Source organism: Roseateles sp., assembly GCF_036404855.1.
In the GTDB taxonomy this organism is placed as follows: Bacteria; Pseudomonadota; Gammaproteobacteria; order Burkholderiales; family Burkholderiaceae_C; genus Pelomonas.
Genome location: NZ_DASWYS010000374.1, coordinates 12,557 through 37,596, shown reverse-complemented (window position 1 = coordinate 37,596; position 25,040 = coordinate 12,557). Strand labels below are relative to the sequence as shown.

Annotated in this window: 22 protein-coding genes; 17 read left to right on the top strand and 5 right to left on the bottom strand. The window is 68.0% G+C overall.

Annotated features, from left to right (window positions below):
* Nucleotide 1: 1 nt before the first annotated feature.
* Nucleotides 2–697: an SDR family oxidoreductase gene (locus VGF12_RS25150; RefSeq protein ID WP_331178789.1), complete on the bottom strand. Its 696-nt coding sequence runs from the start codon at nt 695–697 to the stop codon at nt 2–4.
* Nucleotides 698–814: 117 nt separating this feature from the next.
* Here VGF12_RS25150 and VGF12_RS25145 point away from each other — a divergent pair, with 117 nt between their 5' ends.
* The 4 genes from VGF12_RS25145 (at nt 815) to VGF12_RS25130 (ending at nt 4,581) form a co-directional block, all read left to right on the top strand.
* Nucleotides 815–1,378, top strand: a complete 564-nt coding sequence (locus VGF12_RS25145) for a TetR/AcrR family transcriptional regulator (RefSeq protein ID WP_331178788.1) — start codon at nt 815–817, stop codon at nt 1,376–1,378.
* A gap of 89 nt (nt 1,379–1,467) precedes the next feature.
* Entirely contained in the window at nt 1,468–3,432 is a 1,965-nt protein-coding gene (locus VGF12_RS25140; RefSeq protein ID WP_331178787.1) for a sensor histidine kinase, read from the top strand.
* Nucleotides 3,433–3,449: 17 nt separating this feature from the next.
* Nucleotides 3,450–4,385: a UDP-3-O-acyl-N-acetylglucosamine deacetylase gene (lpxC, locus tag VGF12_RS25135; RefSeq protein WP_331178786.1), complete on the top strand. Its 936-nt coding sequence runs from the start codon at nt 3,450–3,452 to the stop codon at nt 4,383–4,385.
* Nucleotides 4,386–4,395: 10 nt separating this feature from the next.
* Nucleotides 4,396–4,581, top strand: coding sequence for a hypothetical protein (locus tag VGF12_RS25130; RefSeq protein WP_331178785.1), 186 nt, complete (start codon nt 4,396–4,398; stop codon nt 4,579–4,581).
* Nucleotides 4,582–4,856: 275 nt separating this feature from the next.
* Here the strand turns inward: VGF12_RS25130 and VGF12_RS25125 are convergent, their stop codons facing one another.
* Nucleotides 4,857–6,338 carry a carboxypeptidase M32 gene (locus VGF12_RS25125; protein ID WP_331178784.1) on the bottom strand — a complete coding sequence of 494 codons (1,482 nt, stop codon included), beginning with the start codon at nt 6,336–6,338 and terminating at the stop codon, nt 4,857–4,859.
* On the bottom strand, nt 6,335–6,832 hold the full coding sequence (locus VGF12_RS25120) for a YqaA family protein (protein ID WP_331178783.1): 498 nt from the start codon (nt 6,830–6,832) through the stop codon (nt 6,335–6,337). Before VGF12_RS25120 ends, VGF12_RS25125 begins: the two co-directional genes overlap by 4 nt.
* 70 nt (nt 6,833–6,902) lie before the next feature.
* Here VGF12_RS25120 and dusB point away from each other — a divergent pair, with 70 nt between their 5' ends.
* From dusB to ruvC, 10 genes are all read left to right on the top strand, one after another.
* The gene (gene dusB, locus VGF12_RS25115; RefSeq protein WP_414710199.1) at nt 6,903–7,952 is read left to right on the top strand and encodes a tRNA dihydrouridine synthase DusB; all 1,050 of its coding nucleotides are present in this window, start codon (nt 6,903–6,905) and stop codon (nt 7,950–7,952) included.
* 17 nt (nt 7,953–7,969) lie between these two features.
* Nucleotides 7,970–8,221: a helix-turn-helix domain-containing protein gene (locus VGF12_RS25110; RefSeq protein WP_331178781.1), complete on the top strand. Its 252-nt coding sequence runs from the start codon at nt 7,970–7,972 to the stop codon at nt 8,219–8,221.
* 14 nt (nt 8,222–8,235) lie between these two features.
* Entirely contained in the window at nt 8,236–8,595 is a 360-nt protein-coding gene (locus VGF12_RS25105; protein ID WP_331178780.1) for a hypothetical protein, read from the top strand.
* Nucleotides 8,596–8,632: 37 nt separating this feature from the next.
* Nucleotides 8,633–10,213 carry a bifunctional phosphoribosylaminoimidazolecarboxamide formyltransferase/IMP cyclohydrolase gene (purH, locus tag VGF12_RS25100; RefSeq protein ID WP_331178779.1) on the top strand — a complete coding sequence of 527 codons (1,581 nt, stop codon included), beginning with the start codon at nt 8,633–8,635 and terminating at the stop codon, nt 10,211–10,213.
* Between the two features lie 224 nt (nt 10,214–10,437).
* Nucleotides 10,438–11,847 (top strand): coniferyl aldehyde dehydrogenase, encoded by a 1,410-nt coding sequence (locus tag VGF12_RS25095; protein ID WP_331178778.1) that lies wholly within the window; start codon nt 10,438–10,440, stop codon nt 11,845–11,847.
* 3 nt (nt 11,848–11,850) lie between these two features.
* The gene (locus tag VGF12_RS25090; protein ID WP_331178777.1) at nt 11,851–13,500 is read left to right on the top strand and encodes a GMC family oxidoreductase; all 1,650 of its coding nucleotides are present in this window, start codon (nt 11,851–11,853) and stop codon (nt 13,498–13,500) included.
* Nucleotides 13,501–13,699: 199 nt separating this feature from the next.
* A complete protein-coding gene (locus VGF12_RS25085) occupies nt 13,700–14,164 on the top strand; it encodes a hypothetical protein (protein WP_331178776.1) in 465 nt (154 codons plus the stop codon).
* Nucleotides 14,165–14,197: 33 nt separating this feature from the next.
* Nucleotides 14,198–14,848, top strand: a complete 651-nt coding sequence (locus VGF12_RS25080) for a lysophospholipid acyltransferase family protein (RefSeq protein ID WP_331178775.1) — start codon at nt 14,198–14,200, stop codon at nt 14,846–14,848.
* The gene (locus VGF12_RS25075; protein WP_331178774.1) at nt 14,848–15,849 is read left to right on the top strand and encodes a phosphatidate cytidylyltransferase; all 1,002 of its coding nucleotides are present in this window, start codon (nt 14,848–14,850) and stop codon (nt 15,847–15,849) included. Before VGF12_RS25080 ends, VGF12_RS25075 begins: the two co-directional genes overlap by 1 nt.
* Entirely contained in the window at nt 15,849–16,397 is a 549-nt protein-coding gene (gene ruvC / locus VGF12_RS25070; RefSeq protein ID WP_331178773.1) for a crossover junction endodeoxyribonuclease RuvC, read from the top strand. Before VGF12_RS25075 ends, ruvC begins: the two co-directional genes overlap by 1 nt.
* A gap of 43 nt (nt 16,398–16,440) precedes the next feature.
* Here the strand turns inward: ruvC and VGF12_RS25065 are convergent, their stop codons facing one another.
* Both VGF12_RS25065 and VGF12_RS25060 read right to left on the bottom strand, forming a co-directional pair.
* Entirely contained in the window at nt 16,441–16,920 is a 480-nt protein-coding gene (locus VGF12_RS25065; RefSeq protein ID WP_331178772.1) for a PEP-CTERM sorting domain-containing protein, read from the bottom strand.
* A 23-nt stretch (nt 16,921–16,943) separates the two neighbouring features.
* Nucleotides 16,944–19,991, bottom strand: coding sequence for an ExeM/NucH family extracellular endonuclease (locus VGF12_RS25060; protein WP_331178771.1), 3,048 nt, complete (start codon nt 19,989–19,991; stop codon nt 16,944–16,946).
* A gap of 105 nt (nt 19,992–20,096) precedes the next feature.
* Between VGF12_RS25060 and VGF12_RS25055 the strand changes: the two genes are divergently transcribed.
* From VGF12_RS25055 to VGF12_RS25045, 3 genes are read left to right on the top strand one after another with little or no spacing between them, the layout of a single operon-like run.
* The gene (locus VGF12_RS25055; RefSeq protein WP_331178770.1) at nt 20,097–21,491 is read left to right on the top strand and encodes a sodium:solute symporter; all 1,395 of its coding nucleotides are present in this window, start codon (nt 20,097–20,099) and stop codon (nt 21,489–21,491) included.
* Nucleotides 21,470–23,239 carry an ABC transporter ATP-binding protein gene (locus VGF12_RS25050; RefSeq protein WP_331178769.1) on the top strand — a complete coding sequence of 590 codons (1,770 nt, stop codon included), beginning with the start codon at nt 21,470–21,472 and terminating at the stop codon, nt 23,237–23,239. The genes VGF12_RS25055 and VGF12_RS25050 overlap by 22 nt, the downstream gene beginning before the upstream one ends.
* Entirely contained in the window at nt 23,226–25,016 is a 1,791-nt protein-coding gene (locus VGF12_RS25045; protein WP_331178768.1) for an ABC transporter ATP-binding protein, read from the top strand. The genes VGF12_RS25050 and VGF12_RS25045 overlap by 14 nt, the downstream gene beginning before the upstream one ends.
* The last annotated feature ends 24 nt before the right edge of the window (nt 25,017–25,040 follow it).

Genomic DNA, 25,040 nt, shown 5'->3' with positions numbered 1-25,040 from the left:
GTCAGCCAGCGTAGGCCGGCGTTGGGCTGGACAGGCTGCGCTTGACCTGGCGGCTGAGGTCGTCGGCCAGCACCTCGAAGGCACCGGCCTCGACGCCTTCAAGCGCGAGGCGGGCCACGTCGGCAGGTGCGGCCTTGGGGGCTTCCAGGCCATGCGTCATGTCAGTGTCCATGTAGCCGACGTGCAGGCTGGTCACTTGCGTGCCCTGGGCCTTCAGCTCGTTGCGCAAGCCGTTGCTCAGCGACCAGGCAGCGGCCTTGGAGGCGCTATACGTGGCCACGTCCGGCAGAGTCACCCAGCTCAACACCGACAGCACGTTCAGCACCGCACCGCCGGCGTTGGCCTGCAGCACCGGCGCGAAGGCGCGCGCCAGCGCCCACGGGCCGAAGAAGTTGGTCTCGAGTTCGGCACGGGCGGCGGCCATGCCGCCGTCGCCCAGCAAACGACCCTGGCGCGAGATGCCGGCGTTGTTGATGAGCAGCGTCACGTCCGTGCAGCGGGCCGCTGCGGCGGCGACCTGGGCGGGGTCGGTGACGTCCAGCGCGACGGGCACGACGCCGGGCAGGTCGATGCGGCCTGGATCGCGGGCGGCGGCGTAGACCTTCGCGGCACCGGCCGCGAGTGCGGCCTCCGCGAAGGCGCGGCCGAGGCCGCGGTTGGCGCCGGAGATGAAGACGACGGCGTTCTTGAGCTTCATGGCAGGTCCTTCAGGTACGAGGTACGTTTATTCATGTCGGTCGACATGATTGTTATAAATGTCGTTCAACATATAAAATCAGTCAAGCGACATCCGCCAGAACTTCAGGAGATCGAGATGAAGGTCAGCCGCGCCCAGGCCGAAGAAAACCGTGAACGCATCCTCGACAACGCCGCCCAGCTCTTTCGCGAACATGGCTTCGATGGCATCGGACTGAACGACTTGATGCAGGCCGCCGGCCTGACGCGCGGCGGCTTCTACGGCCATTTCGACTCGAAGGATGACCTCGCCGCCCAGGCCACCCGGCGTGCGCTGGCGGCCAACCGGGAGCAGTGGAAGAAGCAGACCGACCGCAGCCTGTCGGCCTGGGTCAAGGCCTATCTGTCCGACACCCATCGCGACCACATTGGCGCGGGCTGCGGCCTCGTGGCGCTGGCCGGCGATGCGGCGCGTGGCGGGTCGGAAGTGCGCGAGGTCTTCGGCGAAGGCGTCGAGAGCCTGGTCGCGACGTTGCAGACGCAGATGCCCGCAACAGATCCCGTCGGGCGCCGCGAACAGGCGCTGGCCATGCTGTCCACACTAGTTGGCGCGCTGCTGCTTTCGCGGGCCGTGGGCGACGCCGGCCTGTCGCGCGAGCTGCGCGAGGCGGCGCGCAAGAGCCTGCCGGTCGACGTCAGCTGAAGGCTGGCGCCGACCGAATGGGTGCCGCCGCAGCGGTACCCCGTGTGGCATGCTGGCGCCCATGTCAATGCCTAGAAGAAGTCACGGAGATGCCTGAGCTGGGCCTGATGCTGCGCCGCTGGCTGCTGGGGCTTGCCCTGCTGGCCGGGTTGTCGGTGCAGGCACAACGCCTGCCCCAGCCCAGCACCCACATCACCGGCGACGATGCCGCCCCCGCCGAACTCGCGACCAGTGCCTGGACGCGCGCCCAGCTCGATGCCTGGTGGGGGGCGCTGCGCCATCACACGGTGACCGGCGGCGACCACCTGAGCCTCCCGCCTGAGCTGCTGCCGCCGGCGGCGGCGGCGGGCTGGCAGCCTGTGGCCATGCCCGACGTGCGCAGCCGTCCCGGGGCAGCCATGGTCACGGACGCGCGTGGCTACCAGATGCGCTGGTACCGGCTGCATGTGCCGGCCGGGCATGACGAAGCCATGGCGCTGTACCTGCCGCGTCTGGTCACGCTGTCGGCCGCCGTGCTGGCGCGCACCGAGCGGGGCTGGCAGCTGCTGCTGGACAACCAGCATGCGGAGCGCGAGCAATGGGTGCAGCCGATCTGGCTGCCGCTACCCGGCATCGGTGCTCAGGGGCTGGATCTGGTCGTGGCCCTGCCGGTGCCGGCAGGCAGCTATTACGCGGTGTCCCGCATCTGGGTCGGACCGCGCGACACGCTGGAGAAGCAGTGGCTGTGGAGGGTGCGTGCCCAGACCGGCTTGCCCCAGGCTGTCAGCCTGACGCTGGCCGTGCTCGGCCTGTTCGCCCTGACACTGTGGCTGCGTCGGCCTGGCGAGGCCATCTACGGGCTGTTCGCGCTCGGTGCGGCGGCATGGATGGTGCGCAACCTGCATTTCTACGTCAGCCTGCCGGCCTCGCCGGTGGCGCAAGACTGGTTCTGGTGGGCGACACACGCATCCATGGGCTGGGTGATGCTGTCGGCGCTCCTGTTCGCGCTGCGCTTCGCGAGCCGGCGGCTGCCGTGGCTGGAGTGGGCGCTGGCGGCAAGCGTGCTGCTCGTCAGCCTGCTCAGCGTGCCGCTGTGGCTGCGCCAGCTCGACATGGTCGTCATGCAGTACGTCGTCACAGCCTTCGTCGCAGCCATCGGCACGGTCTGGCTCGCCTTCCTCGCCTGGCGCGAACGTCGCACCGAGCTGCGCATCATGGCGGTGGCGCTGATCGTCAGCGTGCTCATCGGCGGGCACGACCTCGCCGTGCTGGCCGGCTGGGCCTGGCCGGAACACTTCTTCCTGATGCCATTCGCGACGTTGATCGTCATGATCAGCTTCCTGCACGCGGTGCAGCGCCGCTACGTCGGCGCCGTGGAGCAGGTCAAAGCCGAAAACAGCCAGTTGCAGGAAGACCTCGAAGAGCAGGTTTCGGTGCTGCAGATGCAGAACGCCCAGTTGCGCGAGGCCGAGCGTCAGCAGGCGCTGCTGCTGGAACGCCAGCGCATCATGGCCGACATGCACGATGGCCTCGGCTCGTCGCTGCTGTCGGCGCTTGTGGCGATGGAGCAGGGCAGCATGTCGCATGAGCAGTGCGTCGAAGTGCTGCGCGAATGCGTGGATGACCTGCGCCTGGTGATCGATTCGCTGGAGCCTGTCGGGCATGACCTCGTTTCTCTGCTGGCGACGATGCGCTACCGCCTCGGCAAGCGCCTGCAGACGGGCGGGCTCAAGCTCGAATGGGACGTGCAGGACCTGCCGCCCCTGCCGTGGCTGGAGCCACCTGACGCGCTGCACGTGCTGCGGCTGATGCAGGAGGCGCTGAACAACGTGCTCAAGCATGCCCAGGCCAGCCGCGTGCGCATGGTCACGCGCCATCACGGCAGCTACGTCGAGATCCGCGTCGAGGACGACGGTGCTGGCTTCGACCTGGAGACCATCCAGCACGGCCGCGGTCTGAAGAGCCAGATCAAGCGCGCCCAGCGCCTGGGCGGCAAGCTGCGTATCGACTCCTCGCCGGGCAGCGGCACCCGGCTCTCCTTGCGATTGCCCGTGGAACGCAAGGCCCAGGCTTGATCCGGGACAATCGGGGAATGCTCAAGCAACGCACCCTGAAGTCGATCACGCGCGCCGTAGGCGTGGGCATCCACAGCGGCCAGAAGGTCGAGCTGACGCTGCGCCCCGCGCCGCCGGACACCGGCATCGTCTTTCGCCGCGTGGACCTGTGTCCGCCGGTGGACATCCCCGTCGGCGTCATGTCGGTCAGCGACACGCGCATGGCTACCACGATCAGCCCGAACGGCGACCCCGGCGCCCCAAAGGTGCAGACCATCGAGCACCTGCTGTCGGCCTGCGCCGGCCTCGGGCTGGACAACCTCGTCATCGACATCAATGCCGACGAGGTGCCTGTGCTGGACGGCTCCGCCGCCGCCTTCGTCTTCCTGCTGCAGTCGGCCGGCATCGTCATGCAGGACGCGCCCAAGCGCTTCCTCAAGGTGAACAAGCCCGTAGAGGTTCGTCAGGGCGAGGGCAAGAAGCTGATGTGGGCCAGGCTGGAGCCCCACCATGGCTATACGCTGAGCTTCGAGATCGAGTTCGACAACCCGGCCGTGGCCGCCACCGGCAGCCAGTTCGTCTTCGACATGGGTTCGGGCAAGTACAAGAAGGAGATCGCCCGTGCGCGCACCTTCGGCATGACAGCCGACATTGACCTGATGCGTTCAAGAGGTCTGACGCTGGGCGGCTCGATGGACAACGCCATCGTCGTCGACGACTACAAGGTGCTGAACGCCGAAGGTCTGCGCTACGACGACGAGTTCGTCAAGCACAAGATCCTCGATGCCATCGGTGACATGCAGGTCGCCGGCATGCCATTGCTGGCTGCCTACACCTCGTTCAAGGGCGGCCATGCGTTGAACAACAAGTTGCTGCGGGCACTGCTGGCCGACGAATCCGCTTACGAGGTCGTCAGCTTCGACGATGACCGCGCCGCGCCCAAGGGCTTCGCCCAACTGGCGCCGGCCTGGTAAGCGCGTTCGCATGCTGATCGCCCGCCTCGTCATCGGACTGCTGCTGTTCTCGGCCGTCGTCTGCTTCGCCCTGTCCATCGCCACCGGCCAGGTACGCTGGCGACGCATGGGCATCGTGATCATGAAATGGACGTTGATCGCCGGCTTGGCCTTCTTCGCCGTGCTGATCCTGGAGCGCCTGGCCCTGGTGCTGTGACGCCGTTCACGGCTGGCGCCTCACCCCCCTGAGCTTGCGGGGATGGCACGGCGGCCCGTCTTGCTCAGAATGACTTCACGGTCGCAGTGCGAGTCGCAGCGACCCAGCCCAGGAAATCAGCAAGTCCTGGGCGCCACGCGTGGAGATGGCCGGGGGGCCGGGGAAGCGCGGTGGGTTGAAAGAGAGATCGTTCGAAGTAGATTGGGCCGCTCCCGGTGGGGCGGCCCTCTTTTTATTTGCGTGCGCGCCACAGTCTGGCTGTCGCTAAGCTGTCGTCAGAGGTAGCGCTGGCGCAGGTGCGTCTCGAAGTGCGCCGGGTTGAGGGCCTCCCCGCTGGCGCGTTGCACCAGCTCGGGCGTTTCGTAGCGACTGGCGACCTGCCAGACATGGGTGGACAGCCAGTCGAATACGCCGCCCAGCTCGCCGCGAGCAATGCGGGCGTCCAGATCGGGCTGCTGGGCGCGCATCGCCGCGAACCACTGGGCCGCATACATCGCGCCCAGCGTGTAGCAAGGGAAGTAGCCGAACAAGCCGGCCGGCCAGTGCACGTCCTGCATGGGCCCATCCCTGAAGTTGCCGCGCGTGTCCAGATCCAGGAGTTCGGCCATCTTGGCGTCCCACAACGCCGGGACGTCGTCCACTTCGGCCTCGCCCTCGATCAGTGCCCGTTCGATGTCGAAGCGCAGCAGGATGTGGGCGGGGTAGGTCACCTCGTCGGCATCCACGCGGATGAGGCCGGGTGTCACACGCGTCAGCAGCTTGTGCATGTTGCCGGGTTCGAAGGCCGGCTGGTCGCCGAAATGCCGGGCGAGCAGCGGAGCCAGCAGCGCAGCGAAGGCCGGGTGGCTGCCCAGTTGCATCTCGAAGGAGAGGCTCTGGCTCTCGTGGATGCCCATGGAGCGAGCGCGAGCGATGGGCTGGCCCAGCAATTCGCGCGGCAGGCCCTGCTCGTAGCGGCCGTGCCCCGTCTCGTGGATGACGCCCATCAGGGCGGGCAGAAAGTCGTCCTCGCGGTAGCGCGTCGTCATGCGCACGTCCTCCGGGACGCCGCCGCAGAAGGGGTGGGTGCTCTCGTCCAGGCGACCGGCGCCGAAGTCGAAGCCCATCAGCTTCATCGCGGCCAAGCCCAGTGTCTTCTGCGCCGCGGTCGGGAAAGGGCCGACAGGCTGAATGACAGTCTCGCCGGACTGCTTGGCAATGACGTCGCGGATCAGACCCGGCAGCCACCGCCGCAGCGGCGCGAAGGCGTGTTCGACGTCGGCCGAGCGCATGCCAGGTTCGTAGACATCCAGCAGCGCGTCGTACCGGGACAGCCCTGAGCTCTGCGACAGGCAGTCGGCCTCCTGGCGGGCGATTTTCAGGACCTCACGCAGGTTCGGCACAAAGCCGGCCCAGTCGTTGGCCGGGCGTTGCGTGCGCCAGGCATGCTCGCAGCGATTGTTGGCCAGGCTCTTGGCCTCCACCAGCGCCTGCGGCAGCGCGTTGGCGGCACGCCAGGCGCGGCGGATCTCGCGCAGGTTGTTGCGTTGAGTGTCGTCCAGCGGCTCGGCTGCGGCGGTATCAAGCAGGCCCGGCAGGGCGGGGTCCGTGGCGAGCTGGTGCAGCAGCCCGTCCATCTCGGCCAGCGCCAGGCTGCGCGCCTCGTTGCCCTTGGCCGGCATGTTGGCCGCCTGGTCCCACTGGGCGATGGCCTGTAGGTGGCCGAGGTGATGCAGGCGCTGCTGGCGCTTGGCAAGGTCTTGATAGGCGGATGTCATGACAACCAACTTTCGGGAATGAAATACAGCAGGGCGACAGTGAAGCAGAGGAAGCGCAGGCCCTTGCCCAGCGCCATCCAGCCAACGCAGGGCCAGAACGGCAGCTTGAGCCAGCCGGCCACTGCGCACAGCGGGTCGCCCACGATGGGCAGCCAGCTCAGCACGCAGGCCTTGGGGCCGAAACGTTTCAGCCAGGCCAGCGCGCGCGGGTTGGGCGGCTCACGGTGCTTGACCGCTTCGACCGCCTTTTCCGCGCCGTAGCCCAGCCACCAACTTGTCATGCCGCCCAGGGTGTTGCCCACGGTCGCCACCGCGATGACCGGCCAGAACATGCCTGGGTCGGCCTTGACCACGAGGAAGACGGCCGGCTCCGAGCCTAGCGGCAGCAGCGTCGCCGAGACGAAAGTGATGACGAAGACCGCGACCAGGCCCACCTGTGGCAGGGCCAGCGCGGCCAGCAGATCTTGGATGAGTTGAGCCAGCCAGACTTCCATGGCGGCATTGTGGTCCGAGCGCGCAAGCCCGGATGGCTACAATCTCGCCTCTTTTTTGAGCAGACCCCTCGTGCAGATCGGCCCCCATCAACTCCCCAACGCGCTGTTCGTGGCGCCCATGGCCGGAGTGACGGACCGGCCCTTCCGCCAGTTGTGCCGACGCCTGGGCGCAGGTTACGCGGTCAGCGAGATGGTCACGTCGCGCAAGGAACTGTGGAACAGCCTCAAGACTTCGCGCCGCGCGGACCACTCGGGTGAGCCCGGCCCCATCGCCGTGCAGATCGCGGGCACCGATGCCGACATGCTCGCTGAGGCCGCTGTGCACAACATCGACCGCGGTGCGCAGATCATCGACATCAATATGGGGTGCCCGGCCAAGAAGGTCTGCAACAAGTGGGCGGGCTCGGCGCTGATGCGCAACGAGACGCTGGCACTTGAGATCGTCGAGGCCGTCGTGGCCGTCTGCGCGCAGCGCGGCGTGCCCGTCACGCTGAAGATGCGCACCGGCTGGAGCGCCGATGAGCGCAATGCGCTGCGGCTGGCGAAGTTGTTCGAGGCCGCCGGCATCGCGATGCTGACCATCCACGGCCGCACGCGCGAGCAGGGCTACAAGGGCCTGGCCGAATACGACACCATTGCTGCCGTGAAGGCTGCGCTGACGATTCCTGTCGTCGCCAATGGCGACATCGACTCGCCTGAAAAGGCGCGCGACGTGCTGGCCTACACGCGCGCCGACGCGCTGATGATCGGCCGCGCCGCGCAAGGCCGGCCCTGGATCTTCCGCGAGGTGGCGCATTTCCTTTCTACCGGCGAGCACCTGCCGGCACCCACTGTCACGGAGGCGCGCGACGTGCTTGTCGAGCACCTGTACGACCACTACGGCCTGTACGGCGAGCTCAGCGGCATGCGCAGCGCGCGCAAGCACATCGGCTGGGCCGTGCGCGGCCTGCCCGGCGGTGAGGCTTTCCGCCAGCACATGAACATGCTGGAACGCAGCGAGCTGCAGGTGCAGGCGTTGCGTGACTGGTTCGATGAACTCGGCCGGACCCACGAGCGGTTGCCGCCCGCCACGGCTGCCAACGACGACGAAGCCCAGGCCGACGAAGCCTGTGCCGCCTGAAACAAGAAGCTCCTGTCATGAGTGCCCAGAAGAACACCACCCCGTCCAACCCCATCGACGCCTGCGTGCGCGACAACCTCGAAGCCTTCTTCCGCGACCTCGACGGACAGGAGCCGCACTCCATGCATGAGATGCTGGTGAAGCTGGTCGAGAAGCCGCTGTTCGAGATCGTCATGCGCGAGGCCGGCGGGAACCAGAGCAAGGCGGCGCAATGGCTGGGCATGAACCGCAACACGCTGCGCCGCAAACTGACCGATCACAACCTCTGAACGACGCCAGGCCGATGAACCAGTTTCAAGCGATGCTCAGCTGCCTGGTCCACGGCCGTCCTCGGTTCAATGTCGAGGTCGATGATGGCGTTCGGTGCGTGGTGCGGGGCAACCGTCGCCGCGTGGTCGTGAGCCGTTCCGGGCGCCATGTCGAGATCGGCAGGGCCAAGTATCCGGCCGCTGCAATTGACGCCACCCTACTGCGCCAGCGGGGTGCCATCGAGCTTGAACGCGGCCGACCGCACTGGGAGGTCGCCCTGCGCTTGCGGGCGGGCGAGGTGGTCGAAGTCGGTTTCAGTTACGACGATGTCGATGCCTCCATTGCCGCCGCGGCGTTGGGCCGCAGCATCGGTTGTGCTGTTCAGCAGGCCTGAATCACCCCAAGTTTTGTTTCCTCCAGAAGTGGCTGTCATGTCTCAACTCACTGCACTCCTCTCGGTCTCCGACAAGACCGGCATCCTCGAATTCGCCAAGGGCTTGCACGCCCTCGGTGCCAAGCTCCTGTCCACCGGCGGCACCGCCAAGCTGCTGGCCGAAGCCGGCCTGCCTGTCACCGAAGTGGCCGAGCACACCGGCTTCCCCGAGATGATGGATGGCCGCGTGAAGACGCTGCACCCCAAGATCCATGGCGGCCTGCTGGCGCGCGGTGACGTGCCCGAGCATGTCGCGGCAATGGACAAGCATGGCATCACGCGCATCGACATCCTGGCCGTCAACCTCTACCCGTTCGAGGCGACGGTGGCCAAGGAAGGCTGCACGCTGGAGGACGCCATCGAGAACATCGACATCGGCGGCCCGGCCATGGTGCGCAGTGCGGCCAAGAACTGGCGTGACGTGACGGTGCTGACCGACGCGGCCCAGTACGCCGCGGTGCTCGACGAGCTCAAGGCCCATGGCAAGACCAGCGACAAGACGCGCTTCGCGGCATCCGTCGCGGCCTTCAACCGCATCGCTCAATATGACGCGGCCATCAGCAACTATCTGTCGTCGCTGAATGAAGACGGTTCCAAGGCCGAGTATCCCGCGCAGATGAACGCTACCTTCGTGAAGGTGCAGGACCTTCGCTACGGCGAGAACTCGCACCAGAGCGCCGCGCTGTACCGGGACTTGTTCCCCGCGCCCGGCTCGCTGGTGACGGGCAAGCAACTGCAGGGCAAGGAGCTTTCGTACAACAACATCGCCGACGCGGACGCAGCCTGGGAATGCGTGAAGAGCTTCGGCACGCCGGCCTGCGTCATCATCAAGCACGCCAACCCCTGCGGCGTTGCCGTGGGCGTCAACCCGGCCGAGGCCTACAGCAAGGCCTTCAAGACCGATCCCACCAGTGCGTTCGGCGGCATCATTGCCTTCAACCGCGAGGTGGATGGCGCAGCGGCCCAGCTGGTCGCCAAGCAGTTCGTCGAGGTGCTGATGGCGCCGAGCTTCAGTGCCGAGGCGCTGGAGATCTTCAAGGGCAAGGCCAATGTGCGCCTGCTGCAAATCGCGTTGCCGCCGGGCGGCGTCCGCCCTTGGGATCAGGGCCGCAACGCCGGCGACAGCAAGCGCGTCGGTTCGGGCCTGCTGCTGCAGACGGCCGACAATCACTTCCTGAAGCGCGAGGACCTGAAGATCGTCACTGCACTGCAGCCCACGGCCCAGCAGCTCGACGACCTGATGTTCGCGTGGACCGTCGCGCAGTACGTGAAGAGCAACGCCATCGTCTTCTGCGGCGGCGGCATGACGCTGGGCGTCGGTGCGGGACAGATGAGCCGCATCGACTCGGCCCGCATCGCTTCCATCAAGGCCGACAACGCCGGCCTGAGCTTGAAGGGCTCGGCAGTGGCCAGCGACGCGTTCTTCCCGTTCCGTGACGGCCTGGACGTGTTGGCCGACGCAGGGGCCTCCTGCGTCATCCAACCGGGCGGCTCGATGCGCGACGACGAGGTCATTGCGGCCGCGAACGAGCGCGGCATCGCGATGGTGATGACCGGCGTGCGGCACTTCAGGCATTGATTTGAGCCTCTCGCCCAGCCCGTCCGCGCTGCACGCGCGGCAGGCTGGCCGCTCCCTCCGGGGGAGATGGCGATGCTTGCTGCCTCGAATCTGAAGCACATCGCCCCAGTCGGGCCGGCTTGGCGCGCTCTAGACGCGTTCCTCTAGTCCAGGGCTCACCTGTTGGTCCGGCGAGGTCTTGCGGTTAGCCTCGAAGAACTCGAGCCCGAACCGGAGACAAGGCCATGGACAACGCGCTGCAGGAGCGCCTGCATCTGGCGCTGACGGCGCAGCGCCGCGCCTTCGAGGCGCAGCGCATGCCTTCCTACGAGGTGCGCCGCGACCGCCTCCAGCGGCTGCTCGCGATGACGCGCCAGCATGGCGAGGCGCTGGCGGCCGCGATGGCACAGGACTTCGGCCACCGTGCGCGCCAGGAATCGCTGCTGGCGGACATCTTTACCGTCGAATCCGGCGCCCGCCACGCCCTCAAGCACTTGCGGGGCTGGATGAAGCCGCGCCGCGTGGCGACACCCCTGCACTTCCTGCCTGGCCGCAACGTGCTGATGCGTCAGCCGCTGGGCGTCGTGGGCGTCGTGTCGCCCTGGAATTACCCCTACTACCTGGCCATGGAGCCCGCCGTGGCGGCACTCGCAGCCGGCAACCGCGTGCTCATCAAGCCTTCCGAGCTGACGCCGGCGACCAGCGAGCTGATGGCGCGCATCGTCGCCGAGCATTTCAGGCCCGAGGAGATGCAGGTCATCACTGGCGATGCCGAGGTCGGCAAGGCCTTCACGCAGCTGCCTTTCGATCACCTGTTCTTCACCGGCTCCACCGCCGTGGGCCGTCACGTCGCGCAGGCTGCGGCGAAGAACCTGACGCCGGTGACACTGGAGCTGGGGGGCAAGTCGCCCGCCATCGTCGACCGCAGCTGCGATCTCGGACTGACCGCATCGCGCCTGGCCTTCGGCAAGCTCTTCAACGCGGGCCAGACGTGCGTGGCGCCTGACTACCTGCTGGTGCCGCGTGAGATGGTGGAGCCGCTGAGCCAGCGTCTCCTGGCCGAGATGCGCCGCATGTATCCGCGCATCGCCGGCAATGCCGACTACACCAGCATTGCCACGCCGCGCCACCTTGCGCGGCTGCAAGGACTGCTCGCCGATGCCGTGCAGCGCGGCGCCCGCGTGCTGCGCTCGCACGACGAGCAGCCTGACGACCGCCGTCTGGTGCCTGCGCTGCTGCTGGACGTGCCACTCGAGGCGACCGTGATGCAGGAAGAGATCTTCGGTCCGCTGCTGCCTGTGATCGGCTACGACCAGCTCGACGATGCACTGGCCCACATCAACGGCGGTGACAGGCCGCTGGCGCTGTACTTGTTCGGTTCGGACGGCGCCGCGCGCGACCGCGTCATGCGCGAGACGCATGCCGGGGGCGTGACCATCAACGACTGCCTGTGGCACCTGGGTCAGGAGGAGCAGCCCTTCGGTGGCGTTGGCGCCAGCGGCATGGGCTCGTACCACGGCGAATGGGGCTTCCGCACTTTCAGCAAGGAGAAGCCGCTGTTCATCCAGTCGCGCCTTGCCGGCACGAAGCTCTTCCAGCCGCCATATGGCGCGACATTCGAAAGACTCCTTGCGCTTCTCAAGCGCATCGCCTGAGCCATGCCAGACATCCAGCATTTCGACGAAACCCATGACGTCATCGTCATCGGCGGCGGCTCGTCCGGCTCCGCGCTCGCCGGCCGCCTGAGCGAAGATCCAGACACGCGCGTGCTGGTGCTGGAGGCCGGTGCCGACGTCAGCAACTGGCTGGGGACCGTGCCCACGGGCGCCGTGCTGATGGTGCCCAGCAAGCTGCACAACTACGCTTTCGAGACCGTGCCCCAGCCGGGTCTGGGCGGTCGCCGCGGCTATGTGCCGCGCGGCAAGATGCTGGGGGGCTCGTCGGGCATCAATGCGATGGTCTACATCCGCGGCCAGCGCGAGGATTACGACCACTGGGCGGCTCTCGGCAACCCGGGCTGGGCCTGGGACGACGTGCTGCCGTTCTTCGTCAAGAGCGAGGGCAACGACAGCTTCGGTGCGCCGCTGCACGGCACTGCCGGCCCGCTCAAGGTCAGCCAGCTGCGCACCGACAACCCGCTGCACGCGGCCTGGCTCGCGGCTGGCCGCGAGGCAGGTCATGCGATCAATGCCGACTTCAACGGCGAGACGCAGGAGGGCATTGGCATCTACCAGGTCACTCAGGACCGGGGCGAGCGCTGCAGCGCCGCGCGCGCCTATCTGTGGCCCCACCGGAACCGGACCAACCTGCGCGTGACGGTGCAGGCGCAGGTGCAGCGCATCCTGTTCGAGGGTCGCCGCGCCGTGGGCGTGGAGGCACGGGTGGGCGGCGTGTTGCGCCGCCTGCAGGCCCGGCGCGAGGTCGTGCTGGCGGCGGGTGCCATCCAGTCGCCGCAGTTGCTGATGCTGTCCGGCGTGGGCGACGCGGCGCAATTGCAGGCCCACGGCATTCCCGTGCTGCACCACCTGCCCGGCGTCGGTGCCAACCTGCAGGACCACCCGGACTTCGTTTTCGGCCTGCGCAGCCGCAGCCTGGACACCTTCGGCCTTTCGCTGCGCGGGGGCGGCGCGTTCTGGCGCGCAATCCGGCGCTACCGCGGTGAGCGGCGCGGCATGCTGACCAGCAACTTCGCCGAGGGCGGCGGCTTCCTGTGCACCCGCGCCGAGCAGTCGCGGCCGGACATCCAGCTGCATTTCGTCGTCGCCGCCGTGGAAGACCATGCCCGCAAGCTGCGCTGGGGCCATGGCATGTCCTGCCACGTGTGCCTGTTGCGACCGCAGAGCCGCGGCAACGTGCGTCTCGCCAGCCGCGATGCGGGCACCGCGCCGCTGATCGACCCGGCGTTCTTCCAGCATCCCGACGACATGCCGCAGATGGTGGCAGGGTTCAAGCTCACCCGCGCCTTGCTGAACCAGCCGTCGCTGCGGGCGCACTGGCACACGGAGATGTGGAGTACCGAAACGCGTTCCGACGCCGACATCGAGGCCCTGTTGCGGCAGCGGGCCGACACCATTTACCACCCGGTGGGCACTTGCAAGATGGGGGCTGATGCGATGGCGGTTGTCGACGCCGAGCTGCGCGTCCATGGTCTGCAGGGCCTGCGCGTGGTGGACGCGTCCATCATGCCCACGCTGCTCAGCGGCAACACCAATGCGCCGGCCATGATGATCGGCGAGAAGGCCGCGCAGATGATGCAGGATGCGGCCCGGCGGTCCCAGACGGTGGTGCAGATGGCCGGCGCGACCTGAGCCTGCCGGGCTGCCTGCGGAGCGCACCTCAAGCCCGCCGGGGGCCAGGAACGGCCCCGCCCCTGCGCCGCCTTGCGAAGTCTTCACGGGGTTGGCGTTAGTCCTGAATGCCGGGGAAGGCTTGCCGCCAGCTCCAGGTTGCAAACTGTCACTTGTGCGCCGCGTGTAAGGCGCGAATGAAGGTGCCAGGAGTGTTGCCATGAAGTTTTCCCGATACCTGCTCCCATGCGTGGCGCTGATCGCGGCGCTGTGGGCAGGTGTGCCCGTGTGGCTGGCGGTGGTGGGCGCCGCTGCCTTCGCTTGGCTGGTGGCGGGCTGGGCGCAGCGCCGGGCGGCCGAACCGGCACCGCTCGTGTCGGCTGGCAGCCAGGCGGCGGCGGGCGATGGCCGTGCGCCAGGCGACGCCGCGGGCGTGCCGGCGGCTGCTTCGAGCGGCCCTGGGCTGGGGGGCGTGGGTCTGGCAGCGGCCGGCGGTGTCGCGGCCGGCCTGCTGGCGGACAAGCTGCTGAACGAAAGCCGTGATGAGACTGGCGGGGGATTCCTTCCTGGAAGCTTCGATGCCGACAGCAGCGCGGCCGACGAGCTGGCGCGGCGCGACGTCGAGTTCGGCTGCGGCGACGGCTGGGGCGGCCGGGACACCGGGCTGGGCTTCGAGGATTGGTAGGCCGCCGTCTTTGGGCCGCGATAATCCCGGCCCATGACGCTTGCCGCCTTCACCGGCCAGTTGCTCGCCTTCGTCGCCCGGCTCATCACGGGCGCCCAGGGCCACTGGAAGGGCTGCCCGCCAAAAGCAGAGCAGCGCATCTACATCGCCAACCACCAGAGTCACTTCGACCTAGTCCTGATCTGGGCCGCTTTTCCGCATGAGCTGAGGGCCTCAACCCGCGCCATCGCTGCGCGTGACTACTGGACCAAGAGCGCCTTCAAGCGCTGGCTGACCACCGAGGTTTTCAACGCCATCTACGTGAGCCGCAGCCGCGCCACGCCTGACGAGGATCCGCTGGAGCCGCTGGTCGAGGCACTGGCCAATGGCGACTCGTTGGTCATCTTTCCCGAGGGCACGCGTTCCAACAAGGGCAACCCCATGCCCTTCAAGTCCGGCATCTACCACCTGGCTGAGCAGTTTCCCCACGTGCCACTGATCCCGACCTGGATCGACAACGTGCAGCGCGTGATGCCCAAGGGCGAGGTCGTGCCCGTCCCCATCCTGTGCACGGTCACTTTCGGTGCCCCCCTGCAGCTGCGCGAGGGCGAGAGCAAGGCCGATTTCCTGTGCCGTGCCCGCGAGGCCGTCATGGAGCAGCGGCCCGACCCCGCCTCGGTGGGCCGGGTGGTGGAGTCCGACTGATGGTGGCCTGGCTCAAGCAACTGACGTCCAGCGAGCAGGTGGCGCTGCTCTTTATCGTGTTGTTCGGTTTGCTGCTGCTGCTGAGCATCGGCCTGTTCCTGAACTCGTTGCGCGAGCGCCAGGACGAGGATGCTCGGCTGGCATCACAGCTTGCCTGGGCGCGGGTGCGCCGGGACCTGCGCGCCGCCTGGATCGGCGCCTGCATGTTCTGGGTCGCCTGGATTTCGGGTCCGCTGGGCGCCACGCTGCTGTTCGCGCTTTTCTCGTTCCTGGCGCTGCGCGAGTTCATCACCCTCGTGCACACGCTGCGCAGCGACCATCGCACCCTCATCGTCGCCTTCTTCGTGTTGCTGCCCGTGCAATACATGATCTGCGGCACGCGCTTCTTCGACCTCTTCACCGTGTTCCTGCCGGTCTACGGCTTCCTCGTGCTGCCCATCGTCAGCGCGCTGGCCGACGATCCGCAGCGTTTCCTGGAGCGCAACGCCAAGATCCAGTGGGGCGTGATGGTCTGCGTCTACGGCCTGTCGCATGCGCCGGCCTTGCTGCTGCTGGATTTCCCCGGCTACACGGGCCGCGGTGCCTTCCTGCTGTTCTTCCTCGTCATGGTCGTGGCGGCTGCCCAGATTGCGCAGGAGATCGCGCGTCGCCTGCTGCGCCGCCGGCCGGTGGCGCGGCGCATCAGCCGCAGCTTCTCGATGCGGGCCTGGTGGATAGGCACGCTGACCGGTTCGGCCGTCGGCGGCCTGCTGTTCTGGATCACGCCCTTCAAGGCCGGCCAGGCGCTGGCCATGGCCTTCGTGACGGCCGGCGCGGCCGGCTTCGGTGGCCTCGTCATGAAGGCATTGAAGAAGGACGCCGGTGCGCGCTACTGGGGCAATCGCAGCTCCATTACCGGTGCCGTCGGCCTGCTGGACCGCATCGCCGTACTCTGCTTCGCGGCGCCGGTGTTCTTCCATTCGGCGCGCTGGTACTTCCAGCTGCCACTGGGCTATCGCTGATGCGCATCCTCGGCATCGATCCCGGTCTGCAGACCACCGGCTTCGGCGTCATCGACGCCGAAGGCCCGCGCCTGGGCTACGTCGCCAGCGGCACGATCAAGACCAACGGTGTCGCACTGGGCGACTTGCCCGGCCGACTGAAAATCATCTATGACGGTATCCGCGAGGTCGTCGCGCGCTACCAGCCGCACTGCGCGGCGGTGGAGATCGTCTTCGTCAATGTGAACCCGCAGTCCACCCTGCTGCTGGGGCAGGCGCGCGGCGCGGCGCTGACCGCGCTGGTGTCGGCCGACCTGGCCGTCAGCGAGTACACCGCCGTGCAGATGAAGAAGGCCGTGGCCGGCCACGGTCAGGCCAAGAAGGAGCAGGTGCAGGCCATGGTGCAACGGCTGCTGAGCCTGCCCGGAGTGCCCGGCAAGGACGCCGCCGACGCGCTGGGCCTGGCCATCATGCACGCCCATGCGCGGGTCAGCTTCGAGGCGATGAGCCGCAGCACGACGCTGCAGCGCCGCCAGCACGCGCAGTTCAAGAGCGGCCGGACCTACTGAAAGCCCCGCCTTCCGCGGGGCTGCGGGCGAGGCCGGAGCGGGCTTAGGCCTTGCGACGGCGCGCGATCAGGGCAACGGCACCCAGGCCGCCCAGCATCAGCGCCCAGCCTTCAGGTTCGGGCACGGCGCTGATGTTCAGCGTGCCGAGATGGTCGGCGCCGTTGGCGTGGTAGGTGAAGCCGCTGCTGCCCCAGAAGGACTGCAGCGCCAGCACACCGCCCGACGGCGTCGTGAACAGGGCATTGGGGCCGGTCAACTGGCCGCCGTCGAACTGCACATAGGGGTCCGTCGCCTGGGCCAGCGTGTAGGTCTGGCCCTGGAAGCTGAAGGTCAGCGACGTCAGGTCGAAGCTGCCGTCGAAGCCGCCCGCGGCGGCCACGACATCATCGAAGGAGAACGTGCCGGTCAGGACGCTGGTGGCCGGGTCGGCATCGAAGCTGCCGGTGAAGCTGTAGGTGGCGGCGTGCGCTGCGCCCGCCATGGCCAGGGCCGCCAGGGCCAGCAGTGATTTGCGGATCATCATGATGTGTTTCCTCGGGGAGCTGTTCAGAACTTGAAGCTGGCGGCGGTGACGGCGGTGCAGGCGACGCCCTTGAGCTGCGCCAGGGGCTTGGAGGCCATCGGGCCCGCCGAGCCGTCGGCGTCGATGCCGATGATGGCGCCTGCAGCCGAGGCCGTGCAGGTGACGTGACCGCTGGCCAGCGGGTTGGCGCTGACGATGCCCACCGAGGCAAGCAGCTTGGTCAGCACCAGCGTGTCCATGCCGGGGGTGAAGTCGGTGATGACGTCGCCCGCGTCCAGCATGCTGCCGTAGACGAACTGGTTGCGGCCGCCGTTGCCGGTCAGCGTGTCGGCGCCAGGGCCGCCTTCTATGACGTCGTCACCCGGGGTGCCGACGATGACATCGCGACCGCTGGTGCCGACCAGGCTCTTCACGAGGTTCAGGCCGATCAGCATCGGGTCATGGTCGGAGGCGCGGAACAGGTTGGGCTGGTACCAGTCGTTGCCCGTGGCCTTGTCCTCGGTGTTGTAGTCGATCCACTCGGGTTCGTCGGCGTTGATGTGCCAGCTGGTGGCGCCGGTCACCTTGGTGGCGACGCTGGCCGTGCCCAGGCCGTGGTCCAGGCGGCCGGCTCCGGCATCGAAGACGTAGCTGTACTCGACCGGGTCGAACATGCCCACCAGGTCCACGATGCCGTTGTTCTTCAGCAGGTGGATGGGGTCTTCCTGGGCGTAGGCGTTGAAGTCACCCAGCAGGATGATGTTGTCGGTGCCGGCCGTGGCCTTGACGGTAGGCAGCCAGTCCACCAGGCGCTGGGCCTGCTGCTGGCGCTGCAGGTTCCAGCAACCCTGGAGGTCGCCAGTGTCGCCATTGGCGCCACTGCCGCAGCTGCCCTTGGACTTCAGGTGGTTGACCGCGACAGCGAACTTCTCGCCGTTGGGCAGCACGAAGCCCTGGGCGAACGTCGGGCGGTTGTTGATGGCGTTGGTATCGGCCATCGAGGCGCCGATCAGCGCCAGCTTGGCCGGCTTGTAGATCAGCGCCACACGGATGGCGTCGGTGCCGGTGCCCGCGCCGCCGGCGGAGATGACGGTCGGCAGCGGCACGGCGGCGTAGGTGCCCGCACCCATCGCCCCGTTCAGACCGTCGACGAGGTTCTGCACTGCGAAGTTGCCGTTGTTCTGGATTTCCATCAGGCCGACAACGTCGGCATTCAGTCCGGAGAGCGCGGCCACGATCTTGGTGCGCTGGCGGTTGAACTCGACCAGGTTGTTGGCGCCGCGGCAGCTCACCTGGCAGGTGGAGCCGCTGCCCGGCACGGAGTTGCCGTCGACGAAGGTCGTGAAGAAGTTCAGCACGTTGGCGCTGGCGACGCGCACGTTGCCGCCGACGGACGGCGGTGCAATCGGGCGGGCGATGGGCCGTGCAAACACCGGGGCCGCGGTGGGATGGATCTTGTACGACAGCGGACCGGACGTGGAATCGGTCGACGGTCCGAAGTCCACGACACCGGTCACGCCGTCGGCGGTGTCGCCGGCGCGCACGGTGCCGTCCTGCCAGAGGTAGGGCGTGGGGTTGGGGAACTTGGTGGACAGGCTGTCGTCCAGCACCACGCTGCGCGCCAGGTTGGCCACCTGCAGCGCCTGTGCGGCCGCGCCGGGGCGCACCACATTGGTCGGTGTCAGCGTGCGACCGCCGGCCGACAGTGTCAGTTGGCCCCAGGTACCGACGAAGCTGGTCTGGCTGACGGTCAGCGTGTCGGTGATGCGCACCAGCATGCCTTCGTAGCGTTCCATGTCGGACTGGTTGGACAGCGCGGCCAGGCTGACTTCGACCGGCTGGGGCAATTGGTTGCCGCTGCTGACGATGGTGAGGCCGCTGATGGTGGTCAGCTCGGTCAGCGGGTTGGCCTGGCTGGCGGCGCCAGTCGAGACCGAATACTCCGCGACCTTGCCGGACAGGGTGATCTTGTCGCCGACAGCCACCGTGGGTGCGGTGCTGGTGAAGACGAAGATGCCGTCGGACGTGGTCGGGTCACCGTCGCCGTCCGGGTCCTGCAGATAGAAGCCGTTGTTGATCAGCTTGGTGACGATGCCGCCCGTGGTGACCGTGGCGCCGTCCATCGGGCTCTTGGCGCCGGAGCCCTGGATGGCCGGAATCGTCACGTAACCGGCGACGTTGACCTTGAAGCTGCACGAGGCGGTCTGGGCCTCGTCGTTGTCCCACTTCAGGTTGACCGTGTAGCTGCCGCCGGACAGGCTGGCGCTGACATTGAAAGCCTGCGTGGCAGCCGCGCCTTCGGCGGAGGCTGCCGTGAAGCTGCCCAGCGTGATGCCGCTGGGGAGCGTGCCGACGACAGTCGCGAGGTTGACGCGGCTGTCAGTGTCGCTGGCGCTGACGCTGAAGCTGCTGGCCGCGCCGGCCGTGGCCGCCTGGTCGGGGCAGTTCGGGACGATGGGCTGGTTGATGGGCGTGCCGCCGCCGCCACCGCAGACATTCAGCGGGCTGCTGGCGTTGCGCGGGTTCGCCGCGCCAGCGCCGAAGTCGCTGGCGTTGTTGTCGGTGTCCGCGCAGCCGCCGCCGTTGCGCAGCGCGGCCGTCGTGTTGGACAGCAGGGGGGCGGGGCTGCCGCCTTCTGCGCCGGTGGCCGTCGGGCCCCAGGCGAGCAGGTCCTCGGCGGCGGGGCTCGCGCCCGCCAGCGCCGTCGTGCTCTTGACCAGGGCCACCTTGCCCGTGGTGCCCGACATCGCGATGCTGCCGGTGGTCAGGTCGGCGGGCACGTCCGTCGTGCCGCCGGTGCCGGCGGCTTCGCGAATCAGGTAGTACTGGCCCGGCTGCAGCGTCACGCCCGCGGGAATCGCCGTCACCTGCCAGGAGGTGCCGGCGGCGGCGGCGTACTGCACCGACCACCCGCCGATGGACACCGGGGCCGCACCGGCGTTGAAGATCTCGATGAAGTCTTGCTTGTAGACGGCACCGGTGTTGCCGCCACCGCCATACACCTGACTGATGACGATGCCGCTGGGCGATGCCAGCACCGCAGGGGCAGCAAATGCTGCCGCGAGAAAGGACACCAGGGGTTTGAGTTGCATGACGGGTTAGTAAAAATTGCCCAAGACGGCGCGCATCGTATTGATGCTTCATGACGAATAGATCCACCGCGTTCGCGGGGGTGGTCTGCGGCATAGTCGCGGCCCATGTCACCTGCACTACTTTTGATCGGGGTTCTCACCTATTTCGGGCTGTTGCTCGTATTGGCGCGGTGCGTTTCGCACGGTTCCGGGGCTGAGGGTTTTTACGTGGGGGGTCGGGAAAGTCCCTGGCCCGTCGTCGCCTTCGGGATGATCGGGACATCGCTGTCAGGCGTCACCTTCATCAGCGTGCCGGGTTCGGTCGCGACCAGCGGCTTCACCTATCTCCAGATCGCGCTGGGTCAGGTGGTCGGCTACGTCGTCATCGCCTTCCTGCTTTTGCCGGCTTTCCACCGGCTCGGGTTGGCATCGATCTATGGCTTCCTGGGCGAGCGCCTGGGACCGGCGGCGCAGCGGCTGGGCTCGGCCTTCTTCGTGCTGAGCCGCACGCTGGGCGCCACCGCCCGGCTCTACCTCGTGGTTCAGGTGCTGCACACGCTCATCCTCGCGCCGCTGGGCGTGCCCTTTGCGGTCGGCGCAGCCGTCGTGCTGGCGATGATCCTGCTCTACACGGTGGACGGCGGCGTGAAGGCGCTCGTGTGGACCGACACGCTGCAGACCGCCGGCATGCTGACCGGCCTCGTCGTCTGCGTCGTGCTGCTGTGGCGCGTGGACGCCTTCGCGCAGCTCGACGCCGCAGGCCTGTCGCACGTCTGGGTGGGCGACCCGCTCTCCCGTGACTTCTCGGCCAAGGCGCTGCTGGCCGGCATGTTCATCGCCATTGCAATGACGGGGCTGGACCAGGAGATGATGCAGAAGAGCCTGTCCGTGAAGCGGCTGCGAGATTCGCAGAAGAACCTGCTGGTGCTGGCGGTGCTGATGCTGGTGGTCGTCGGCGCCTTCCTGCTGCTGGGCGGGCTGCTGACATTGTTCGCGCGCGAACATGGCCTGGCAGCGGCGGGCGACACGCTGTTCCCGGCCGTGGTCATGCAGCACCTGCCCGCATGGGTGCAAGCGGTGTTCGTGCTGGCGCTGGTGTCGGCCCTGCTGCCGAGCGCCGACGGCGCGCTGACCGCGCTGACGGCCAGCACCTGCCTGGACCTGCTGCGAGTCGGCAAGGACGACACGCGTACTCGCCGGCGCGTGCACCTGGGCTTTGCAGTGGTGTTCCTCGCACTGGTGCTGGGCTTCAAGGCCCTGGACAACGCCAGCATGATCTACCTCATCCTCAAGCTCGCGGGCTACACCTACGGGCCGCTGTTGGGATTGTTCGCGTTCGCGCTGTTCACGCCGCGGGCGCTGTCGGGGCGGCTGCTCGTCGCGGTGTGCATTGCTGCGCCGCTGTTGTGCGCGGTACTGGATTTCGGGCAGCCCTGGCGCGGCTACCAGATCGGACTGGAGCTGCTGCTGCTCAACGGCGCGCTGACCTGGGGAGGGCTGTGGCTGCTGTCCAGGCGCTGAGCCTATCGCGCATGCTTGCGGGGTTCATCCGCGAGCATTGGCGCGCCTATGCGGCCGCCGGCGCGATGCTGACTTGCATCGCGATGCTGACCGTCTGGATCCCGCGCCAGGTGGGCCATGTGGTCGACGACCTCGTAGCTGGCGATCTGCAAGGCGATGCTTTGCCGCGGCAACTGGGCCTGCTCGTGGTGGCCGGCCTCGTCATCTATCTGCTGCGCGCGGGTTGGCGGCTGACATTGTTCAAGGCATCGTTTCGCCTCGGCGCGCGGCTGCGCACGCGGTTGTTTGCGCAGTTGGCGCTGCAGGGGCCGGCCTACTTCCAGTCGCAGCGCACTGGCGACCTGATGGCGCTGGCAACCAACGACATCGACACGGTGGAGCAGGCGGCCGGCGAGGCCATGCTGGCGGGTTTCGACGGCTCGCAGACGCTAATCCTTGTGCTTGCGATGATGACCATCGCGATCGACTGGCGCCTGGGCCTGGCGGCGTTGCTGCCCTTCCCCCTGATGGGGCTGGCGTTCTGGTGGATCTCCAAGCATCTGCATCAGGCCGCACAGGATTCGCTGACCCGATTCGGCGACCTGAACCAGCAGGTGCAGGAGAGTCTGGCCGGCGTGCGCACCGTGCGCTCGCTGGGCTTGGTGGCGCGCAGCGAGGCGCAGTTCGGCGGCCTTGCCGACCGCGCGGCAGAGGCCAGCTTCCGCTCGCAGCGCTGGGAGGCGGCCTATGAGCCGGCCGTCGGCATGACGCTGTCTGCCGCGACGGCCATCGCACTGGGCGTGGGTGGGTGGCTGGTGGCGCGCGGCGAGATCAGCATCGGACAGCTGACGGCCTTCACGATGTACCTGGGCCAACTGATCTGGCCGATGTTCGCGGCCGGCTGGGTGCTGGCGCTGCTGGAACGCGGCCGCGCGGCCTGGGGCCGGCTGGCGCCGGTGCTGGATGCGCCGCTGACACTGGCCGATGAGGGCAGGGCGGCGCTGCCGGCGCAGGCCTCGCTGCGGGCCGAGTCGCTGACGTTCAGTTTCCCCGGCGCCAAGCGGCCTGCCGTCGAGCAGGTGGACTTCACGTTGGCACCGGGCCGTACGCTAGGCATTGTCGGCGCGACAGGTGCGGGCAAGTCCACGCTGGTGCGCCTGCTGCTGCGCCAGGCCGAGCCCGATGCGGGCCGACTCACGCTGGGCGGCGTCGCGCTGCCCGAGCTGCCGTTGGCGACGCTGCGCGGGCACATTGCCTGGGTGCCTCAGGAGCCCTTCTTGTTCTCGGCGTCAGTGGCCGACAACATCGCGCTGGCCAGGCCCGCCGCCAGCCGAGATGAGATCGAAGCGGCGGCGCGGCTGGCGGCCGTGCACGACGACATCGCGCGGCTGCCCGGGGGCTATGCCACCGAGGTGGGCGAGCGCGGCGTGACGCTGTCCGGCGGCCAGCGCCAGCGCGTCGCCATCGCCCGTGCCCTGTTGAGCGATGCGCCGCTGCTGGTGCTGGACGATGCGCTGTCGGCCGTGGACACCGGCACCGAGACGGCCATCCTCGACCACCTGCGTGAGCTGAGGTCGGCGCGGCCCGACCGCAGCGTCATCGTCATCGCGCATCGCCTGTCGGCGGTCATGGATGCGGACGAGGTCATGGTGTTGAAGCAGGGCCATATCATCGAGCGCGGCACGCACCAGCAGCTGCTGGTGCTGGGCGGCTGGTACGCCTCGCAATGGCGCTATCAACAGATCGAGGCCAGCCTTGAGAGCGCCTGAGACTGCGAAGAACCACGAGAAGCCTTGGCAGAGCGTGGGCCTGCTCCTCGACGCCGCTCGGCCCGAGAAGCCGCACCTGCTGCGTGGGGGGCTGTGGCTGGTCATCGCCGCCGGCCTGGAGGTGCTGGCGCCCATCCTCGGCAAGCGCTACATCGACCACCACCTGCTGCCGGGCAGTTACGATTTCGGCGAGATGGCCACGCTGTTGGCCCTGGTGCTCCTGACCGGCTGGGCCGCGTCGTGGGTACGCTACGCGCAGCTGTCGCGCATGGCCGGTGTCGCCCGCCGCTCGGTGCTGCGGCTGCGCGAGCGCGTCTACGCGCATGTGCTTGCGTTACCCATGGCCTTCTTCGACAAGGCCATCACCGGGCAGCTTGTCAGCCGCGTCACCAACGACACCGAGTCGGTCAACCAGCTTTACCGACAGGTGCTGTATGTGATGCTGGACTCGACCATCGTCGTCGCCGGCTCGCTGGTCGCGATGGCCTTCCTCGACTGGCGGCTGATGCTCATCGTCGCGACGCTGGTGCCGGCCATGGTCGTCATCATCCTGGGCTACCAAAAGCTTTCTGCGCCAGCCGTCGCGCGCACGCGCCAGCTGCGCAGCGACATCAACGCGCAGATGGCCGAGAGCATGGCCGGCATGGCGGTGCTGCAGGCCAGCGGCGCGGCCAGCCGCTTCGGTCAGCGCTTCGAGACCACCAACGCCGAGCACCGGCTGTCACGCATCGCCGAGCTGCGCGCGAACGCCTGGCTGCTTCGTCCGGCACTGGACCTGATGAACGTGCTGCTGCTCGTGACGGTCATCTACAGCTTCGGCCGACGTGAGCTGTCGGGACTGGAAGTGGGCCTGCTGTATGCCTTCCTGGCCTACATCGCCCGTGTCGTGGAGCCGCTGATCCAGATCACCATGCAGTTCGGCCAGTTGCAGCAGGCCATGGTGGCTGCGGCACGAGTGCGCACGCTGCTGGAGGAGGACGAGCGCCGCGGCCCGGCACAGGACGGCCATGGAATCGCTCAGGGCGGCATCCGCATCGAGGGCCTGAGCTTCGGCTACGACCCGGATCGGCCCGTGCTGCACCATGTGGACGTGGACATCCCGGCTGGCACATTTGTTGGCATCGTGGGCCACACGGGGAGCGGCAAGAGCACGCTGCTGTCGCTGCTTTTGCGCTTCTACACGGCTCAGCTGGGCCGCATCACGGTGGACGGCCAGTCTCTGGCCGCCATCCCCGACGCCGCCTTCCGCGATGCGGTGGGCCTGGTGCCGCAGGAGCCCTTTCTGATGTCGGCCAGCGTGCGCGACAACATCGCGATGGGCCGGCCTGGCATCTCGGAAGAGGACGTCGAGGATGCGGCCCGGGCTGCCCGCGCCCACGACTTCATCGCCGCACTGCCACAGGGCTATGACACCCGGCTGGGTGAGGGCGGCGCTCGCGTTTCCACTGGCCAGAAGCAGCTGCTCGCGATGGCACGGGCACTGGCCGGCGCGCCGCGCATCCTGTTCCTGGACGAGGCTACCAGCAACATCGACAGCGCAACCGAGCGGCTCGTCGGCGAGGCACTGGCTGCGCTCCACGGGCGCGTGACGGTGGTGGCCATCGCGCACCGCCTGTCCACCATCCGCGCGGCCGACCAGATCCTCGTCCTCAATCACGGCCACCTGCAGGAGCGCGGCACGCACGAGGCGCTGATGGGCCTGGACGGCGGGCTGTACCGCCGTCTCGTCGAGCTGCAGACGCTGGAGGAGTCCGAGGACGATCCCGAGCCGGGCTGATGTGGGTCAAGGCGGTGTTGCGCC

What these genes read in the sequence shown, in the direction of transcription:
- VGF12_RS25080 (WP_331178775.1), top strand. Translation starts at nt 14,198, where the DNA reads ATGACGCTTGCCGCCTTCACCGGCCAGTTGCTCGCCTTCGTCGCCCGG.
- VGF12_RS25060 (WP_331178771.1), bottom strand. Translation starts at nt 19,991, where the DNA reads ATGCAACTCAAACCCCTGGTGTCCTTTCTCGCGGCAGCATTTGCTGCC.
- VGF12_RS25130 (WP_331178785.1), top strand. Translation starts at nt 4,396, where the DNA reads ATGCTGATCGCCCGCCTCGTCATCGGACTGCTGCTGTTCTCGGCCGTC.
- VGF12_RS25110 (WP_331178781.1), top strand. Translation starts at nt 7,970, where the DNA reads ATGAGTGCCCAGAAGAACACCACCCCGTCCAACCCCATCGACGCCTGC.
- VGF12_RS25065 (WP_331178772.1), bottom strand. Translation starts at nt 16,920, where the DNA reads ATGATGATCCGCAAATCACTGCTGGCCCTGGCGGCCCTGGCCATGGCG.
- purH (WP_331178779.1), top strand. Translation starts at nt 8,633, where the DNA reads ATGTCTCAACTCACTGCACTCCTCTCGGTCTCCGACAAGACCGGCATC.
- VGF12_RS25145 (WP_331178788.1), top strand. Translation starts at nt 815, where the DNA reads ATGAAGGTCAGCCGCGCCCAGGCCGAAGAAAACCGTGAACGCATCCTC.
- ruvC (WP_331178773.1), top strand. Translation starts at nt 15,849, where the DNA reads ATGCGCATCCTCGGCATCGATCCCGGTCTGCAGACCACCGGCTTCGGC.
- VGF12_RS25150 (WP_331178789.1), bottom strand. Translation starts at nt 697, where the DNA reads ATGAAGCTCAAGAACGCCGTCGTCTTCATCTCCGGCGCCAACCGCGGC.
- lpxC (WP_331178786.1), top strand. Translation starts at nt 3,450, where the DNA reads ATGCTCAAGCAACGCACCCTGAAGTCGATCACGCGCGCCGTAGGCGTG.
- VGF12_RS25125 (WP_331178784.1), bottom strand. Translation starts at nt 6,338, where the DNA reads ATGACATCCGCCTATCAAGACCTTGCCAAGCGCCAGCAGCGCCTGCAT.
- VGF12_RS25095 (WP_331178778.1), top strand. Translation starts at nt 10,438, where the DNA reads ATGGACAACGCGCTGCAGGAGCGCCTGCATCTGGCGCTGACGGCGCAG.
- VGF12_RS25140 (WP_331178787.1), top strand. Translation starts at nt 1,468, where the DNA reads ATGCCTGAGCTGGGCCTGATGCTGCGCCGCTGGCTGCTGGGGCTTGCC.
- VGF12_RS25055 (WP_331178770.1), top strand. Translation starts at nt 20,097, where the DNA reads ATGTCACCTGCACTACTTTTGATCGGGGTTCTCACCTATTTCGGGCTG.
- VGF12_RS25120 (WP_331178783.1), bottom strand. Translation starts at nt 6,832, where the DNA reads ATGGAAGTCTGGCTGGCTCAACTCATCCAAGATCTGCTGGCCGCGCTG.
- VGF12_RS25090 (WP_331178777.1), top strand. Translation starts at nt 11,851, where the DNA reads ATGCCAGACATCCAGCATTTCGACGAAACCCATGACGTCATCGTCATC.
- VGF12_RS25085 (WP_331178776.1), top strand. Translation starts at nt 13,700, where the DNA reads ATGAAGTTTTCCCGATACCTGCTCCCATGCGTGGCGCTGATCGCGGCG.
- VGF12_RS25075 (WP_331178774.1), top strand. Translation starts at nt 14,848, where the DNA reads ATGGTGGCCTGGCTCAAGCAACTGACGTCCAGCGAGCAGGTGGCGCTG.
- VGF12_RS25105 (WP_331178780.1), top strand. Translation starts at nt 8,236, where the DNA reads ATGAACCAGTTTCAAGCGATGCTCAGCTGCCTGGTCCACGGCCGTCCT.